Annotated in this window: 13 protein-coding genes and 3 pseudogenes; 5 read left to right on the top strand and 11 right to left on the bottom strand. The window is 50.6% G+C overall.

From position 1 onward, the window contains the following. Nucleotides 1-212 precede the first annotated feature (212 nt). The 5 genes from P378_RS16590 to P378_RS16575 form a co-directional block, all read right to left on the bottom strand. Nucleotides 213-1,232 (bottom strand): glycosyltransferase, encoded by a 1,020-nt coding sequence (locus tag P378_RS16590; RefSeq protein ID WP_099083996.1) that lies wholly within the window; start codon nucleotides 1,230-1,232, stop codon nucleotides 213-215. 24 nt (nucleotides 1,233-1,256) lie between these two features. Then, entirely contained in the window at nucleotides 1,257-1,943 is a 687-nt protein-coding gene (locus P378_RS22380; protein WP_238473365.1) for a cupin domain-containing protein, read from the bottom strand. 41 nt (nucleotides 1,944-1,984) lie between these two features. Continuing rightward, complete coding sequence (locus tag P378_RS22375; RefSeq protein ID WP_238473364.1) at nucleotides 1,985-2,680, bottom strand: mannose-1-phosphate guanylyltransferase; 696 nt, start codon at nucleotides 2,678-2,680, stop codon at nucleotides 1,985-1,987. Between the two features lie 87 nt (nucleotides 2,681-2,767). Beyond that, a complete protein-coding gene (gene wbaP / locus P378_RS16580; RefSeq protein ID WP_238473363.1) occupies nucleotides 2,768-4,297 on the bottom strand; it encodes an undecaprenyl-phosphate galactose phosphotransferase WbaP in 1,530 nt (509 codons plus the stop codon). 14 nt (nucleotides 4,298-4,311) lie between these two features. Beyond that, complete coding sequence (locus P378_RS16575) at nucleotides 4,312-6,465, bottom strand: O-antigen ligase family protein (RefSeq protein ID WP_238473362.1); 2,154 nt, start codon at nucleotides 6,463-6,465, stop codon at nucleotides 4,312-4,314. A gap of 510 nt (nucleotides 6,466-6,975) precedes the next feature. Between P378_RS16575 and P378_RS16570 the strand changes: the two genes are divergently transcribed. Further along, complete coding sequence (locus tag P378_RS16570) at nucleotides 6,976-7,542, top strand: polysaccharide deacetylase family protein (RefSeq protein ID WP_207654071.1); 567 nt, start codon at nucleotides 6,976-6,978, stop codon at nucleotides 7,540-7,542. Nucleotides 7,543-7,642: 100 nt separating this feature from the next. Here the strand turns inward: P378_RS16570 and P378_RS16565 are convergent, their stop codons facing one another. From P378_RS16565 to uvrC, 6 genes and pseudogenes are all read right to left on the bottom strand, one after another. Beyond that, complete coding sequence (locus tag P378_RS16565) at nucleotides 7,643-8,290, bottom strand: polysaccharide deacetylase family protein (protein ID WP_238473361.1); 648 nt, start codon at nucleotides 8,288-8,290, stop codon at nucleotides 7,643-7,645. Further along, a complete protein-coding gene (locus tag P378_RS22370) occupies nucleotides 8,248-8,472 on the bottom strand; it encodes a hypothetical protein (protein WP_238473360.1) in 225 nt (74 codons plus the stop codon). Before P378_RS22370 ends, P378_RS16565 begins: the two co-directional genes overlap by 43 nt. An 80-nt stretch (nucleotides 8,473-8,552) precedes the next feature. Then, nucleotides 8,553-9,876 (bottom strand): annotated as a pseudogene (locus P378_RS16560) (gluconeogenesis factor YvcK family protein). A gap of 12 nt (nucleotides 9,877-9,888) precedes the next feature. Beyond that, entirely contained in the window at nucleotides 9,889-10,758 is an 870-nt protein-coding gene (rapZ, locus tag P378_RS16555) for an RNase adapter RapZ (protein ID WP_099083995.1), read from the bottom strand. Nucleotides 10,759-10,883: 125 nt separating this feature from the next. Then, nucleotides 10,884-11,707 (bottom strand): annotated as a pseudogene (locus P378_RS16550) (Cof-type HAD-IIB family hydrolase). A 79-nt stretch (nucleotides 11,708-11,786) separates the two neighbouring features. After that, nucleotides 11,787-13,641, bottom strand: a pseudogene (gene uvrC / locus P378_RS16545) (excinuclease ABC subunit UvrC). Between the two features lie 320 nt (nucleotides 13,642-13,961). On the opposite strand from uvrC, the gene P378_RS16540 reads away from it, so the two are divergent. Genes P378_RS16540 through P378_RS16530 form a run of 4 tightly spaced genes read left to right on the top strand, consistent with a single transcriptional unit; the run spans nucleotide 13,962 to nucleotide 16,829 of the window. Then, nucleotides 13,962-14,639 carry a TetR/AcrR family transcriptional regulator gene (locus tag P378_RS16540; RefSeq protein ID WP_099083994.1) on the top strand — a complete coding sequence of 226 codons (678 nt, stop codon included), beginning with the start codon at nucleotides 13,962-13,964 and terminating at the stop codon, nucleotides 14,637-14,639. Further along, nucleotides 14,636-15,346 (top strand): HlyD family secretion protein, encoded by a 711-nt coding sequence (locus P378_RS23225; RefSeq protein WP_274378753.1) that lies wholly within the window; start codon nucleotides 14,636-14,638, stop codon nucleotides 15,344-15,346. The genes P378_RS16540 and P378_RS23225 overlap by 4 nt, the downstream gene beginning before the upstream one ends. Continuing rightward, nucleotides 15,322-15,627 carry an HlyD family secretion protein gene (locus P378_RS22360; protein WP_238473359.1) on the top strand — a complete coding sequence of 102 codons (306 nt, stop codon included), beginning with the start codon at nucleotides 15,322-15,324 and terminating at the stop codon, nucleotides 15,625-15,627. Before P378_RS23225 ends, P378_RS22360 begins: the two co-directional genes overlap by 25 nt. Before the next feature lie 14 nt (nucleotides 15,628-15,641). After that, complete coding sequence (locus P378_RS16530; RefSeq protein WP_099083993.1) at nucleotides 15,642-16,829, top strand: ABC transporter permease; 1,188 nt, start codon at nucleotides 15,642-15,644, stop codon at nucleotides 16,827-16,829. Nucleotides 16,830-16,924 lie beyond the last annotated feature (95 nt).

Genomic DNA, 16,924 nt, shown 5'->3' with positions numbered 1-16,924 from the left:
AGGTGAAGCAGACCACCTGGATGATTTAACTTACGACCCGATAATAGCCTAGGAATTACATCATTTGTAAAAATGTGGATTAAAGGACTACCTCTTAAGTGGTTGTTCCTTTAGCATAAAGTAAAATGGGTTAATTGGTGTATACACCCAAATAATTACAAAATTATACAATTATATCTTCCAATTATTACCTTTTAATTTATGCGAAAGTTTTATGCAACGCTAGTGATTTCTGGTGAAAAAGTTGCTTCTACAGTAATAAACCTTTTAACAGCTTCCACCAGTGAATCCACATTCTGTTCCTTAAAAAAGATACCAGTTTGTCCCTCAACTACAGTCTCAAGGGCCCCTCCCCTGCCGAATGCTATGACCGGGCGGCCACATGCCTGGGCTTCTACAGGCATAATACCGAAATCTTCTTCTCCTGGGAAAATAAAGGCCCGACATTGTTGGTATAAGCTACGTAATTCTGAATCCTTAACTTTACCCAGAAATTTCACACAGGAACCTGCCATCGTTTTTAATTTTTTATATTCCTCACCATCGCCTGCGACCCAAAGGGGAAGCTTAAGCCTTGAAAAGGCTTCTACTGCCAGATCTATTCTTTTGTATCCTACAAGCCTACCGCCACACAAAAAAAAGTTTCTTTCGTTGCCATATGGACGGTAATAATTAGTATCAACCGGCGGGTAAATGATATGGGAATCACGATGGTAATGTTTTTTGACCCTCCGTGCTACATTACGTGAATTAGCTAGAAAATAATCCACCCGGTCTGCACTGGTGCGGTCCCATTGCCTTATACGATTCATCTGCCAGGCAATATACCCTCGCATAAGTGGTCCTTTTTTATCGGTATATTCATGATAAAAGTCCCAGGCGTACCGCATAGGAGTATTACAGTAACATATATGGCAAGTATTCGCGCCCGTAATGATTCCTTTGGCACAGCAGGTCGATGAGCTAAGCACCAGATCATATTCAGATAAGTTGAATTGTTCCACAGCCATTGGCATAAATTGCAAAAACCACTGGTGCTTCTTTCTTGCGAAAGGGATCTTTTGCAAAAAGGAAGTCCTGACATCCAAATCTTTGAAGCTTTCCGGCAGGCGGGACTGATCATAGAAAACCGTGTAAACCGGTGCTTGCGGAAACACCCGGTGAAAGCTCTGCAGAACCCGTTCTGCCCCTCCGAAATTTGTCAGCCAATCATGTACCAGTGCAACTTTCATTTATGTTTCTCCCAAACCGGTGTGTTAGTTAATACGACCATAAATATCGTTAAACCTTACGATATCGTCTTCTTCAAGGTAAGCTCCGGTCTGTACCTCGATAATTTCCAAGGGTATTTTGCCCGGGTTTTCCAGACAGTGTTTTGTGGATTTAGGGACAAAAACGCTCTCGCTTTCATGTACCATGATTTCTTTTTCCCCAATGGTTACTTTGGCGGTACCCGCAATAACCACCCAGTGTTCACTTCTGTGATAGTGCATTTGCAGGCTCAATCGTTCTCCCGGAAGAACCATTATTCGTTTGACCTTAAACCCGCTGCCTTCGGTTAAAACGGTATATGAACCCCATGGACGGTATGTTGTGGTGTGTTCATTTACTTCCTTTCGGCAGCTTTTCTTCAAAAGCCCCACCAAATCTTTTATTTTCTGGGTCTCCCCCTTCTTCGCCACCACAACTACGTCGTTGGTTTCAACAACAATTGTATCTTCTAATCCAACGGCAGCAACCAGCCTGTCACTGCCTAGCAGCAGCGAGTTGCTGCAGTCAACGGCTACACAATCACCCTTTAAGGCATTTCCCTTGCCGTCTTTCTCCAGAATGTCATAAAGTGCATCCCACGATCCAACATCGCTCCACTTTAATTGTAACGGAATAACTGCAATTCTGCTTGATTTTTCGGCCAGAGCGTAATCTATTGATATGTTAGGCATTTGTTCAAAGTTTTCTAAGGCATGATGGTATCCTTTTTTAATTAACCGACAAATATCAGGGAATGAGCTTCCAGTTCCTGCATAAAAACATCGATATTAAAGGCAAACATTCCCGAATTCCAAAAGTATTCCCCGGAGGCAAAATATTCTTCAGCTTTTTCTTGGTCTGGTTTTTCAACAAATCTTTCTACTTCAAGGGCAGACGAACAGCTAAAAGCGCAGCTATTTGTGGCTGGTTTTATACTGTTTTTACCTGCTTTGATATAACCATAGCCGGTTTCAGGTTTGTCCGGCACAATACCAAAGGTAATGAAATATTTGCCTAAGGCAAGCCCCTCCGCCTCGGCAACCGCTGCAAGCACCGCTTCCTCAGGAGAAATTATATGGTCGGAGGGCGTTACCAAAATACACTGAGAATCCTCTGCTTTTAACACATCTTTACAATATTGCACAGCTAGTGCGATGGCAGGTGCCGTGTTACGTGATGCCGGTTCTAATATAATGTGGGCCTTTTCCAAACCCCATGTTTTTAGCTCGTTGAGTACATGGTGTTTATATTCTTTATTTGTAACAATAATAATATCCTGAGGGGCAATTTTCTTTTCAAACCGTTTAATAGTATCTATTAATAGCGCTCTATCACTAGCCAGTTTTAAGAACTGTTTGGGGTAGCTGTTTCTGGATACAGGGAACAAACGAGTTCCCCCTCCCCCAGCCAGGACAACCAGTTTCATCATATTTCACTCCGTTTTCTTTTATTTACTAGCAAGAGGAATAATTACATATAACGTTAATACTGATGTTAGATTAGTACATACTGCGTTTTAGTAAGCCCCTTCTCGCTTTATAACCACTTTTATTGTTTTTATTAGTAAAATTATATCTAGCCACAAGGACCAGTTCCGGACATACCAGGTGTCCAGCTTCAACCGGCCTTCGAAATCTATTTCGTTGCGGCCGCTGACCTGCCAGAGGCCGGTGATGCCCGGTTTGGCCACCTGAATGTCGTGGGCCCAGGCGCCCATTTGCTTTCTTTCACGGGGCAAGTAGGGCCTGGGTCCCACCAGGCTCATTTCGCCGCATATTACATTAATCAGTTGGGGAAGTTCGTCTAAGCTGAACCTGCGCAGCAGTGAGCCCACCCTGGTCACACGGGGGTCGTAGTTCTTTAATTTGTTATATGCCTGCCATTCCTCTCTGGCCTGCCGGTTTGTCCGGAGATACTTTTTTAATACTTTATCTCCTTCGGCATACATGGTTCGGAATTTATAACAGGTAAAGGCGAAGCCTCCTTGGCCAAGTCTTTCCTGGGCAAAGAAGGCCGGTCCTTGGGAATCCAGTTTGACTGCCGCAGCGATAAGCAGCATTGCCGGCATACAGAGCAGTAATAAGGTAAAACCTACGACAAGGTCGAAGGCCCTCTTAATGCTCCTGTTTAAGGTTGATTTAAGCTTGTTTTTTACGTTAAGCAGCAGAGCCTGTTCGTCAAAGAAGTATTCAACTTCAATCCCGTTCATCGCTAGGCCGAACAGGTCCGGCACCAGCATGACATTGTTTACCATCGGCTGCAGCCGGTTGGTCAGTTCTACCAGTTGTTTTGGGGGTAGTCCGGGGGCGGCAACGATTATTTCCTGCACTCTGGTGGCAGAGATAATTCGTTCGGCATCGTCAAAGGTGCCAAGAATCGGGATAACCGCTTCAGAGTGCGGGTTCACAAGGCCGGTTAGTTCTTTGTTATCATCCAGAAGCCCGATAATTTCATAGCCCATGGTGCTTTCCCTGGTTAAGGCCTGAACAATTAATTCTCCTGTTTTGCCTGCGCCGACAATGATTACCGGCCTGCTCCAAATGTTTAGCTTAACCAGCAGCCTTTTGCCAAAGTACCGGAAAAACGGCAGCAGGGCAATGGTGGCTGACCAGGTGATTATTACCAGGGTCCTGGATATTTCCCCGGTCATTTTTGCCAGGTATAGCAAAGAGATGGAAAAGATCATCGCCAGGGTACAGGATTTAAGTATTCTTTCTGCTTCTTTCCAGAAGGGCATGCGCTTTTGGTACAGGTCTTCATAGGCCATGCAGGATATTAAAACCAAAGGCAGCCACCACAGGTTTTGCAGGGTATTGTCCAATAACTCCGGCCTGAAAAAACCCGGGAGTATTTTCGGTAATACATAGGTTCTGGCTGCATAGGCAATGAGTAAGCTGCTGCCAATAGCCAGTGCATCCAGTAATACCAGGGCAGGGACGGCCAACAGGCCTCTGGCAGCGGGGGAAGTCCCGCCTGTGGGCACGTAGGAGGGAAAGGACATTTCCACCGCCCGCTTCACTGCTGGATCTCCAGTCAAGTCCAACACCTCCAGCAGATCATTTATTTCGTAATAAGTTTTAGCGAAGATAGTAGAGCATATTGTTTCTTAATATCGGGGTTGTCCTTTTCTGCATTTTGCAGGATTTCTTGAGCTTTATTTTGGTCCCCTTGTTTTTGGGCCAGCAGCGCCTGCCACACCAGGATGTCTTTCTGAACCTGCGGGTCCCGGGCTGCTTCCAGAATATTCATGTCAGCTTCTGTAAAATTCCCCAGCAGCAGGTTGGCAGTGCCCAGGTTCAATTTAATTCTGCTCGTTACCGTTAAAGGCTGTGCGTATATCCACAGCTTTTTCTTGTCTGGGGACACAGTATCTAACACTTTGTTTATTTTCCCGGGGATGGCGAGGGTTTGTTTGGCGTAGTTAGCTGCCGCAGCAAATCTTTCCGCCTTTAATTCATTGATGGCAGCGTTGGTTAGTACATTGGCTAATTGTTCGTAATATTGTGTTTTAAGCGGGGCCAGGGCTACAGCTTGGTTAATGGCCGCAACCGCCTCTTCATTTTGGTTGGCCCGCAGATAGATAAGGCTTAGTTCCACCTGCCTGTCCGGGTTGTAGCGGGCCAGTGCTGCGGATTTTTTACCATACTCAATGGCTTTATCCCGGTTTCCCAATGCCATCTGCAGTTGGGCAGCCAGGCTAACGTTTTCTGTCGCCAGCGGGTTTAAACTGATGGATTTTTCTATGTTAACCAGGGCTTTGTCCCCGTTACGCACGTTGATTGCCTCAAGGGCTGCATCGGAGTACTGCCTGGCTGAAATTAAAGTTAATGAAACAGTCATTATTACCAAAAGGGCTGCGGTAGAAGCGGCCAATTTGTACCCGCAACCGGCCTGTGAAGTTTTTGCTTGTACTGCCTCTACGTTTTTGTCCAGGGAAAGCAGGCAGGCCATAAGCGTAAACATGACTATGGTCAAAGCGGACAAAGATAAGTCAAAATCAAACAGAGCATGGGCAATGATCGCCAGTACCGCGCAAATCAGCGCGGCTGCCAGGGTTTGGTTCCTGCTGTTGTTCTGGCAGGCTTTATAGATTTTAACCGCTCTGATTAAAAAGACACCCCATATGGAAAGGGCTATGAAAAGCCCCGGCAGGCCGGTTTCGATGGCCAATTGCAAAAAGTAGCTGTGGGTTTGGCGAGAGGTATAGCCATACCCCTGAAAAATACTATAGGCCTCTGACCAGCCGCCCCCTCCCCAGCCAAGCAGGGGTTTTTCCTTTATCATTTTTAAACTGTCCTGGTACATGGTTAGACGTTCCATGGCGCCAAAGGCATGGATTTTCTCCGATAGGATTTGAAACATGCCGGTTGCGCCCATAACCGCCAAACCGATTGCAAACGCTATGACCGTTGCAATTACCAGTTGTCGGAATGAAATTGGGGGTTTTTGTCTGTTTTTAATATACTTTATTGCTGCCCATTGACCGGCGGATATAAGCACCGCGCCCCCGATCAGCCAAAACCAGGCCAGTCCTATGTTCCTATCTGCTATGCTTGCAAGAAACAATCTGCTTTCAATAAATCCGAAGACAATTAAAGCAAGGGTATTTATAATCAGGCCCAATCTTTTGGGGGCCGGGGTAAGGAACCATAATACTACAGTAAAGATGCCAAATACTATGTATCCCCCGTGGGATTGGGTTGAGAACAGAACTGTCAGCAGCAGGAAATTGCCCGCTATTAGTACAATTTTTTGCAGACAACTGTTCTGCTTTCCCCAAAGGTAAGTACCTATGAAAATTGAAGCGGTTAAAAATGAAGCCAGGGTATTTTTGTACTGAAAGGTGGAGGCAATGGTCCCGCCATCGCTTGTCAGAAAGCCGTCCTTAATATCTATGAACCCGGATGCTGTGAATAAACCGGCCAGTGATACACCAATGGCACAAAGATAGGTAACGATAAAGATTTTTTCAATATCGCTTTCTCTATTTATTACACGGGTTGCTGACCAAAACACCAAGAAATACAGCAGGTTTTTAATCACTTCGTCCACTGCCAGGGCATAGTTTGCTGCTCCAAATGCAGATACTATGTAAACAAGTGGTAAACCCAGGATCAGGCAGTCCAGTGAAGAGGAATGTAATTTAAGATTTTTTCTCTGGTACCCGGCAAGGCAAACCAGCCAAAATATTGCAGCCGCTGCAATTAAAGCCACTCGCTGCTCCTGCGGGAAAAACAGTCCCCTAAAAAACGGAGAAAAAAACAACAGTAAGCACAATCCCCAAAAAGCAGTCTGTTCAAATATGTTTTCAGTTAGTAAAACCTGCTTATTCCTCATCTTTGCTTTCGCTATCACAGCAGCCACACCTAACCTGCTCCTTTGTAACTTTTTCAACTTTGTATTTTATAATTCTACAATTGTTTTATAGATTCCTCTTAATAACTGTAATTTTTACAAATAAAACCAGGTAATTTGTTTGCTTCGTTACTGTTATAAAAGAAGGGTCTCAGAATCTACCGAACCGTTAATTTATCCCACATAATGCCAGTACCTTCATGAATATATTGTTTTTAGCAGATTCCGGAGAGGGGCTGGCACAGTGGTTGTTTACTTGGGGAAGAGAACGATAAAGGCCTTTATCATAGGAGTGTTAATCCTGGGTTTGGCGGCGGGGGCCACGACTTTTACCACGACCACCGCTTCCAATGGGACTTCGGTGGAGCAATGGCTGCGCAGCGGGCAGGTCGTGAAGCAGGTCAGCACCTCAAAAAAGTGGTGGCCCTTACCTTTGATGACGGGCCCAGCGCCACCTTTACGCCACAAGTGCTGGATATTTTAAGGGAACACCAGGCCGGCGCCACCTTCTTTGTGGTGGGGAAAAGGGCGGAGAAATACCCTGAACTGATCCGACGCATGGCCCAGGAAGGCCATGAAATCGGCAATCATACCTTTAATCACCCCATGTCGCCTGTGAAGCCCGCCCGGCTGGCAGAGGAATTGGATAAAACAGATGAGGTGATTTATCGGCTTACCGACAGGCACACCCAGTATTTCCGCCCGCCGGGCGGCAAATGCACCATAGCCACAGTGGAACCGGCGCTGGATAAAGGATACAAGGTGATTCTCTGGACCGCCCGGGAAGACCCAAAGGATTGGGCTGACCCGGGAGCAAAAAAATCGTTGACCGGGTGGTCAACAATGCAAGGAACGGCTCCATCATCATTTTGCACGACTGCGGCGGCGACCGCACCCAGACGGTGGAGGCTTTGCCGAAAATCATGCAGGGATTAAAGGAGAAGGGCTACAGTTTTGTTACTGTGAGCGAGTTGTTAAGGATCGGCAGCACCGTCCCCGCCGTGGAAGAGTTTAGAATGGAAAATTGGAATGCCTATTAGTATTTATGCAGTTCTTCAATAAATTTCTCGTTGCTGTAATGGCCGGTTACACGGATGCGGCGGAGTTTGAAGGGGTTTGAGTCAGCTTTGGCCAGGCCCAGTTCGGTGGTGACGGCTGCCCGGTAGCCGGCCTGTTTTACAAGATCCGCCACGGTGTCGTTGTAGCTGCCGTAGGGATAGGCAAAAAATTCAACGGGCTTTTTCAAGCCGTGTTCCAGGGCGCGCTTGGATTCTTCGATCTGGTGACGGGCCACTTCCGGCGGCACTTCCGCCAGGTGGGGGTGGTCCACCGTATGGGCGCCGATGGTAAAGCCGGCCTCAGCCAGTTCCCGTATTTCATGCCAGTCCATAATTCTGTTTTCGGGCTGGAGTTTCTTTTCTACATCAAAAAAGTTGGTGTTGCCGATTGCTTTGGAAACCACAAAGATGGTCCCGGTATACCCGTACTTCTTCATGATGGGGTAGGCAAACCGGTAATTGTCCTTGTAACCGTCGTCAAAGGTGATGACGATGGGTTTGTCCGGCAGGTGTTTGCCCTTTTCAAAATGATCCATCACATCTTCCAGTGAAACGGTTTCATAACCGTTCTTTCTCAGGTATTTCATTTGCCATTCAAATTTATCCGGAGGAACCCGCAGGCCCAAACCACCGGTGCCGGGTCCGGATTCACCTTATGGTACATCAGAATGGGGATGCCCTGCAATTTGGGGTATTTAGCATCCGAGGGAATGGCTTTGTTCTGCTGCTGGTACCAGATGCCTGTTCCGGTGAAGGTCAGTGTGATCATTAGTAGACTGACTAGAAAGAATTTCTTGGCTGCAGACATCGGTTCACCTCCGTTGATTCGTTGTTAGCCTGATGGGTATTCCTTTGGGGTCTAGTTGCTGGAATGCCGTATTAGCCCGGCTATCGTATCGTCCTTGAGGGTTGGTAAATCTTGACCGGCGCCCGTTCCAGGGCTGCGGTTTTGGATTCGTAGATGATTTCCATCACCGCCTGGGCCAGTTTTTCAGGCTGGTGCCGGACCACATCGCTGTGCTGCACCAGGTATTTGGACCAGATTTGCACACCTGCTTTGGCCAGTGCGGCGCTGTCCACTTTTACCGGTGCGGCGCCTGTCTCCCGGTATTTTTTCAGCAAACGGCCCGGGATGGGCTCACTGTTCACCAGGATTTGGTCCACAATGGGCCCCACATGATCACAGATGGTCTTTACGTGATCGTAGGCGGTATAGCCTGGGTTTCCCCGGGCTGCGTCATAATGTTGCAAATGTAAACCTTTTGGGCCGGCGAATTTTGGATGGCTTCCGCCATCCCCTGCACCAGCAGGTTGGGGATGACACTGGTATACAGACTGCCAGGCCCCAGGATAATCAGGTCCGCCTCCCGGATGGCTGCCAGGGCTTCGGGCAGGGGGCGGCAGACCTCCGGACGTAAAAAAATTCTTTTAATGCGGCTGCGGCTGGCAGAAATGTTGCATTCGCCAAAGACCAGGGTGTTATCTGCCAGTTCAGCCCCCAGCACCACGTTTTCCAGGGTGACGGGAAGCACCTGGCCCCGGATGGCCAGCACTTTGGAGAGGGCCCGCACGGCCCCGTCAAAACCGCCGGAGACGTTATTTAACCCGGCCAGCAGTAAATTGCCCAGGTTGTGTCCGGCCAGTTCGCCGCTGTCAAAGCGGTACTGCAGCACTTCTTCCATGAGGGTTTCTTTGTCCGCCAGGGCCGCCAGGCAGTTGCGAATGTCTCCCGGCGGTAACATTCCCAAGTGATCCCGCAAGCGGCCGGAACTGCCGCCGTCATCGGTGACCGTCACGATGGCGGTGATATTGCTGGTATATTCCTTGATTCCCTTGAGCAGGCTGGAAAGCCCGGTTCCCCCGCCGATGGCAACCACCTTGGTCCCCGTTTCAGCGACCTGTGGTGGTAAATGGTTTCTACCAGCCGCTCGGACGGGTCCGGCCGGATTACCGTCATAACGGATTTAAAAGCCATCCGAAACCCGTAGCCCATCGTGATCAGGCCAAGGGTAGCAATCAGCACCCCTATCAACCACCGGGGAACACCGGCCAACTGGTTAGCCAGCCGGTCCACCACCACACACATCAGGCCCACCAGATGGCGGTCCACCAGCGCCAGGCCCAGCCCCAGCAGGGCAATCCCCACCAGGGCCAGCAGCAGCCAGCGTTTTATATTCATGCCTGGAGAAAACCATTTCCATAGAGTGGCCAATGATCCCACCGCCTATACTCGCATGATATCCCGGTGCCTTACATTGATGCGGTATCCCTTCTCGCTCAGTACATCTCCCAGTTTATTGGCCAGTGTTACAGACCTGTGCATCCCGCCGGTACAGCCGATTGCGATCATTAAAGTGGCTTTTCCCTCATTTTGATAGTGAGGAATTAAAAATGTCACAAAATCGATGAATTTCTCCATAAATTCCTTGGTGACGTCCTTGGACAGGACATGCCGCTGCACCGGTTCATCGTTACCGGTGAGGCAGCGCAGTTCCGGGATATAGTGGGGATTGGGCAGGAACCGCACGTCGATCACCAGGTCGGAATCCAAGGGAATGCCATATTTGTAACCAAAGGAAATGACGGTAATCAACAGTCGATTGTTATCTTCCTTGTCACCGCCGTATTGGCTGATAATTTGTTCCTTTAACTGAACGTTGGAAAGATTTGAGGTATCGATGATTTTGTTGGCCCTGCCCCGGATTTCGCGCAGCAGTTCCCTTTCTTCCCGGATGACCTCCAGAACCTCGCCGTGGGCATCCAAAGGATGCCGGCGGCGGGATTCTTTATATCGCCGCACCAGGGTTTCGTCGGATGCTTCCAAAAACAAAATTTCATACCGGTAACCCTGTTTGCTCAGGTCGTTGAGAAACTCCATCACCTGGTTAAAAAAAGTCCCGCCCCGGATATCCACCACCAGGGCGACTTTATCAACTTTCCCGTTGGACTGGGAAACCAGCTCAGCAAACTTGGGCATCAGGGCCGGAGGCAGGTTATCAACACAGAAGTAGCCCAGGTCCTCCAAACTTTGTACCGCTTGCGTTTTGCCGGCTCCGGACATACCGGTGACAATCAATAATCTTGGACTGGACACTTCAACCCCCCTTCAAATGACAAGCTTAAAGTTCTACTATATTGTAAACGCTACGTTGCATTTAAGCAAATAAAACACTTATCCTGAAGGGGTACTGTCTACCCCATTATAGTAAAACAGTACTGTTAAGGTGCTATTTGAGAAGTGGGATGTGAGAGGTTTTCATGCCCCAAAATGAATTTGGCAATGACCTCCGCCACACCGTCCCGGTCATTGGTATGGGTCACATAATCTGCCTTATCTTTAACGTCCCCATGGGCATTTCCGACCACAACACCCAGGCCGGCATACTCAATCATTTCCAAATCATTGGGCGCGTCTCCGATAGCGATTACCTGGTCAGCCGTTAACCCCCAGCGCCGGGCCAGGTATCCAGGGCATGGCCTTTGGTGGCCTCGGGATGAGAGATCTCCAGAAAATGGGGTTTGGATTTGGTAATGTGCAGGGTTGTGCCAAACTGCTGCCTGATTTCCCGCCCGAGGTCATCCAACGCCCCAACGCCACCGACAATCAGAACCTTGGTGGGCGGCCGGTCCAGAAATTTAAGCAAATCCCCCACCGGGTGAGCGGTGATGCCGGATATTCTCTGGTAGGTCTCTGCCTCGGAGGTTACTTTTTCTACATACAGATTGTCATCCACATAGACATTGATATGATACCCCAGGGTCTTTACCCGCTCGATAACCTGCCGGGCCAAATCCAGCGGCACCGGCCTGTGAATCAGGATTTCCCCGGAGCACGCTTCCTTGACCAGAGCGCCCTGGTAGGTGATTAAGGGCAGGTTTAGCTCCAATTCCCGGGCATAACGCAGGGCGGAGCAGTACATGCGCCCGGTGGCCAGGGTGACATGCACCCCCGCCTCCCTGGCCCGCCGGATATACTCTTTGTTGCGTGCGGATATTTTCAGCTGGCTGTTGAGCAGGGTATCGTCCAGGTCAATGGCCAGCATACGGTATTTAGTCAATGGAAAAATCCCCCTTTTGTATTTCTTTCGGGTCTAGCTGTTCGCTTTTGGCTGGCGAATAGCTTTATTCGTTCTCCCTGAAGAACCTGTACACCGCCTCGGCGGCTTTGATGTTCATGCCGGGGACTTTGGCCAATTCTTCCGGCGAAGCTTGTTTAATGGCATCCAGGCTCTTATAGGCCTTGTAGAGTTCCCGGCGGCGCACGGCGCCGATGCCTTCGATTTCATCCAGGACTGACTTGAGGTTTCTCCGGGTGCGCAGCTTGCGGTGATAGGTTACCGCGAAACGGTGGGCTTCATCCCGCAGTCGCTGCAGCATCTGCAGGCCCCGGGATTCCCCGGGCAGCCGGATGGGGTCCGGCCGGCCCGGCGCAAAAAGCAGTTCTTCCTCCTTGGCCAGACCGAAGGCGGGAATGTGCGCAAAGCCCTGCTCCAGCATGGCCTCCCTGGCGGCGGAAAGCTGTCCCTTTCCCCCGTCGATAATGATTAAATCCGGCAAGCGGGTAAATTTGGCCCGGTTGGCAGCAAGCTCTCCTCCCTCCACCTGGGCCTGCTCTTCCCTGGCCCGGGACAAACGCCGGCTCAGGGTCTCTTTCATGGAAGCAAAATCATTGGGTCCCTCCACGGTGCGGATTTTGAAACGCCGGTACTGGTCCTTGGCCGGTTTGCCGTCTTCAAAGACCACCATGGAGGCTACCGTTTCGGTTCCCTGGATGTTGGAGATGTCGTAGCACTCCATGCGCCGGGGCGGCTCTGCCAGATCCAGGGCAGCCATCAATTCCGCCAGGGCCCCGTCCACGGCCTGCCGCCCGGCCTGGCGCTCCAGTTGGGTTTGCTCCAATGAAAGCAGGGCATTCTGGGCCGCCATTGCCACCAGTTTGTGTTTATCCCCCGCTTGGGTACTTTTATGTTAACCTTGCTGCCGCGCAGTTCACTGAGCCAGGCAGCAATGAGAGGGGCGCCTTCAATTTCTTCGGAAAGCAAAATTTCCGCCGGGACAACCTCTGTCTGGTTATAGAACTGCTGCACGAAGGTGGCCATGACCTCCCCCCGCTCCAGGTATCGGTGCCCTCCAGGAAATACTGTTCCCGGCCGATGAGTTTGCCGCCCCGGATAAAAAACACCGTCAGGCAGGCCTCATCAAAGCCCCTGGCCATGGCGATCACATCCTGGTCCACCAGGTCGGTGGACACCACCTTCTGCCGCTCCACAATTTTTTCCACCGCCAGCAGTTGGTCCCTCAGTTCCGCTGCCTTTTCAAATTCCAAATTTTCCGCGGCCTGCTCCATTCGCTGCCGCAGCCTCTTCATTAAATCTTCCTGGCGCCCCTCCAGAAACAACACCACTTCGTTGACGGTCTCCCGGTAGGCCGGGCGTTCCACCAAATTGCAGCAGGGGCCCAGGCAGCGCCGGATGTGATAGTTCAGGCAGGGACGGTCCCGGGGCGCCGGCTCCCGCTGCTTGCAGGTGCGCAGGGGAAAAATTTTCTTCAACAGCCGCAGGGTTTCGTTCACCGCCCCCGCGTGGGTGAAGGGGCCGAAATACCGGGCGCCGTCCTTTACCACCCGGCGGGTGATGTGCACCCGGGGAAATTCCTCCTGGACCGTCACTTTAATGTAGGGATAGGTTTTATCGTCCTTTAATAAGACGTTATATTTCGGCCGGTGTTTTTTAATCAGGTTGTTTTCCAGTATCAGGGCTTCCATTTCTGAATCGGTGACAATGTAGTCCAGATCCACCGCCCGGCGCAGCATGGCCTTCACCTTGGGGGCCTGTTTGGCGCCCGCCTGAAAGTAAGAGCGAACCCGGTTTTTCAGGGAAACCGCCTTCCCCACATAGATCACCTGGCCATCCGCATCTTTATAGAGATAAACCCCGGGGCGCGGGGGAATATTTTTAATTTTGTCTGTTAATGTCAAAGCCATCCCCCCCAGGATGATTGTATCGTGCAGGTCCGCTGGTGCCAATGGTAATTGTCTTTTTCTAACTATTTTTTCATCTAATGGTTAAGATGGGATAAAGAACAGATTAAGTTTACCTAACCGGTAGTATTTCCTGTTTATCTTGGCTAACGACCGTTTCTTTTCCTGCTTGGAAAAAATAACAAATTTGTTGCAAAATTTCATATGGATTAATAACATTTCAAATAAATCATCCCTCTCTTGACAATGATGGCAAAGAGGAGCACAATAAAGCCAGGTAAATAACCGGTTAGTTACTTTATGGTAAGGAGGTTGTCATGGCTAAAGGGGAAAGGCTTCCGAAAAAAGAAACAGACAACAAGAATGAAGCAAGCGCCCGGGCCGAGGAAAGCAAAAACCGCATCCTCCTGGCCGCAGCGGATATCTTTTCCCGTAAAGGTTTGGACGGCGCCAGGGTGGACGAAATCGCCGCCGCTGCCAGGATCAACAAGCGGATGATTTACCATTACTTTGAAAGCAAGGAAAACCTGTACGTTGAGGTCCTGCGCTATAACTACAGAAAAATATACAACCTCGCCAAAGGGGCCTTTATTCCCGGCGCCGACCCTATGGAAAATGTGGAGCGGGCCCTGCGCCAGTATTTTTACTTCCTGGCCCGGGATGAAGAGTTTGTGCGCCTGGTGAACTGGGAAGCCCTGAACCGGGGACGTTACGGCAGCAGAGTTTTACCCCAGTTGCTGGATCTGTTTGAATCGGACCTGGGTCAGATTTTACAGGACGGCATCAACCGGGGAGTTTTCCGCCCCGACCTTGATATACGCCAGACCCTTTTGAGCATGCACGCCCTCTGCCTGATTTATTTCAGCCGCCGGGAAACGGTACAGCCCATGTGGGCCGGCGACATGATGTCTGAAGACATGCTGGAGGAACGCTGCCGGCATATTCTTGACTTTACCTTCAACGGAATCCTGAAAAACAAGGAGGAAATAGAATGATCCGTCCCAACAAATGGTTTGTATCGGTCATGGTTCTGCTGCTGTTGCTGACAGGATGTACAGCCCAAAAGACAGGCCAGGAACTTACCGGGGTGGTGGAAGCCAAGGAAGTGGATGTCAACACCAAGGTGCCGGGGCGCATTGTGAAGCTGTATGTGCAGGAGGGCCAGCAGGTGAAGGCCGGTGATTTGCTGGCTAAAATTGATGACGAAGACTTGAAGGCAAAAGAAGCCCAGGCCCTGGCCGGTATCGCCGCCGCCAATGGGGATATTGCCAAGGCAGCTGCCGGCAGCAAGCTTTCCGCAGACAGCACGGCCGCCGCTGTCCAGAAGGCCGAAGCAGCCCTGGCCAAAGCCAAAGCCGATGCCGAACTGGCCAGAAAAACCTATGAACGCATGGTTGAACTGCATAAGGCCCAAGCCATCTCCGATCAGCAGATGGACAGCGCCGAGAAGGATTATAAAGCGGCGCTGGCCGGGGTGGCGGCAGCCGAAGGAGATCTGGCCAACGCCAGGGCTTCCCGGCTGCAGGTGGATGTCTACCAGGCTGATATGCAGCGGGCTGAAGCTGCCCTTGCAAAGGCCGAGGCCGACCTGCAGCAGGTAAAGATTAATTTAAAAGAAACAAATATCAAAGCTCCCTGTTCCGGTACCATCACCTCGCTAAATGTCGATGAAGCGAGATGGTGTCCACCGGCCTGCCCCTGATGACCGTGACCGATTATGCGGACAACTGGGTCAATGTCAAGGTGAAGCAGTCTGTGCTGGATAAAATCAAAGAGGGCCAGCAGGCCACGCTCATCCCCGTGAGCGTACCGGACAAAAAATACACCGGCAAAATTGTTAATATCAGCCGCAAGCCGGAATTTGCCACCGCCCGGGCCACCAACGACCGGGGTGAAAAGGACATCGTCACCTACAACGTCAAGATCAAGGTGAACTCCGCCCAACTGCGGCCGGGCATGTCGGTTCAAGTAAAGTTTGAATAGCCGGGGGGTTGCGCATGGATAAGATCCTTTCAATTGCCTCCCGGGAATGGCAATACATCCGGGGCAACAAGCGACTGCTGTTCGTCATGTGTTTTATTCCCACCCTGTACATCGTGCTGTTCGGCATTATGTACAGCAACCATGTGGTAAAGCACATCAAAACCGTGGTGCTGGATTATAACAACACAGCCACCAGCCGGATTGTGGTGCAGGCCTTTCGGGATTCGGAAAAGTTTGATTTGGTGGGTCAAGTGAGCAGTGAGGAAGAGCTGCGCCAAATGTTGGAGACCCGTGAGGTTACGGCGGCAGTGGTATTGCCGGAGGACCTGGACACCAACCTTAAAAAGGGTCAGGGTTCCGAGGTGCTGGTGATCGTCAACGGCACCAACATGCTGTTCAGCAACGCCGTCATGTCGGCGGCCAATGAAATTATCTCCACCCTGTCAGCCGGTGTCAGTATCAAGACGCTGGAATCCAGCCAGGCCCTGCTGCCGGAGAAAGCTGCCGCCACAGCCCTTCCCCTCAGGTACCGGCTGCGGGTGTGGTATAACCCCACCTTCAACTACGCCAACTTTCTGCTGCTGGGCTTGGCCTGCACCGCCCTGCAGCAGGTGATTCTCCTTTACATGGCGGTGGCAGTGGCCAGGGAAAAGGAAACGGGGGCCATCAAAGACCTGCTGGCAGGCGGTTACCGGGCCCACCATGTGGTACTGGGAAAAATGATCCCTTACTTCCTATTAAATATTGTCAGCGCCAACGTGGTGCTGGCCCTGTGCTTTACGGTCTTCCAGATACCCTTCCGGGGCCACTACCCGTTGCTCCTGCTGCTGATAGCTGTCTTTATTCTGGCCATCCTGACCCTGGGCATCTTTCTTTCCATCGTCTGCCGGAGCGAACTGGAAGCCACCCAGCTTGCCATGCTGGTGGCCATTCCGTCCTTCCTTTTCTCAGGGTTTACCTGGCCGGTGCAATCCATGCCCCTGTTTGCCAGGGCAATTTCCGCCTCACTGCCCCTCACCTACCTGGTATCCGATGTGCGCGACATCGCCCTGATGGGCATCGGTTTCTCCCAGGTACTGCCGAACCTGCTGGTGCTGGTGGGCATCTTTGCGGTACTGCTGCCGGCTTCCATCTGGTGCTTCAACCGCCAGTACCAAAAATTTGCTACCCCTGTGCAGCAACAAAGTAACATCCCCCTCTAACACCAAAAGCCTCCGGTCTGACAAACCAGCCGGAGGCTTTCATTCAAGTTGGGGACGGTTCTTGACTTGAATTTGACAATTGTCGAATTCAAGTC

It is taken from the genome of Desulforamulus profundi (assembly GCF_002607855.1).
This window is presented reverse-complemented; position numbering and strand designations above follow the sequence as displayed.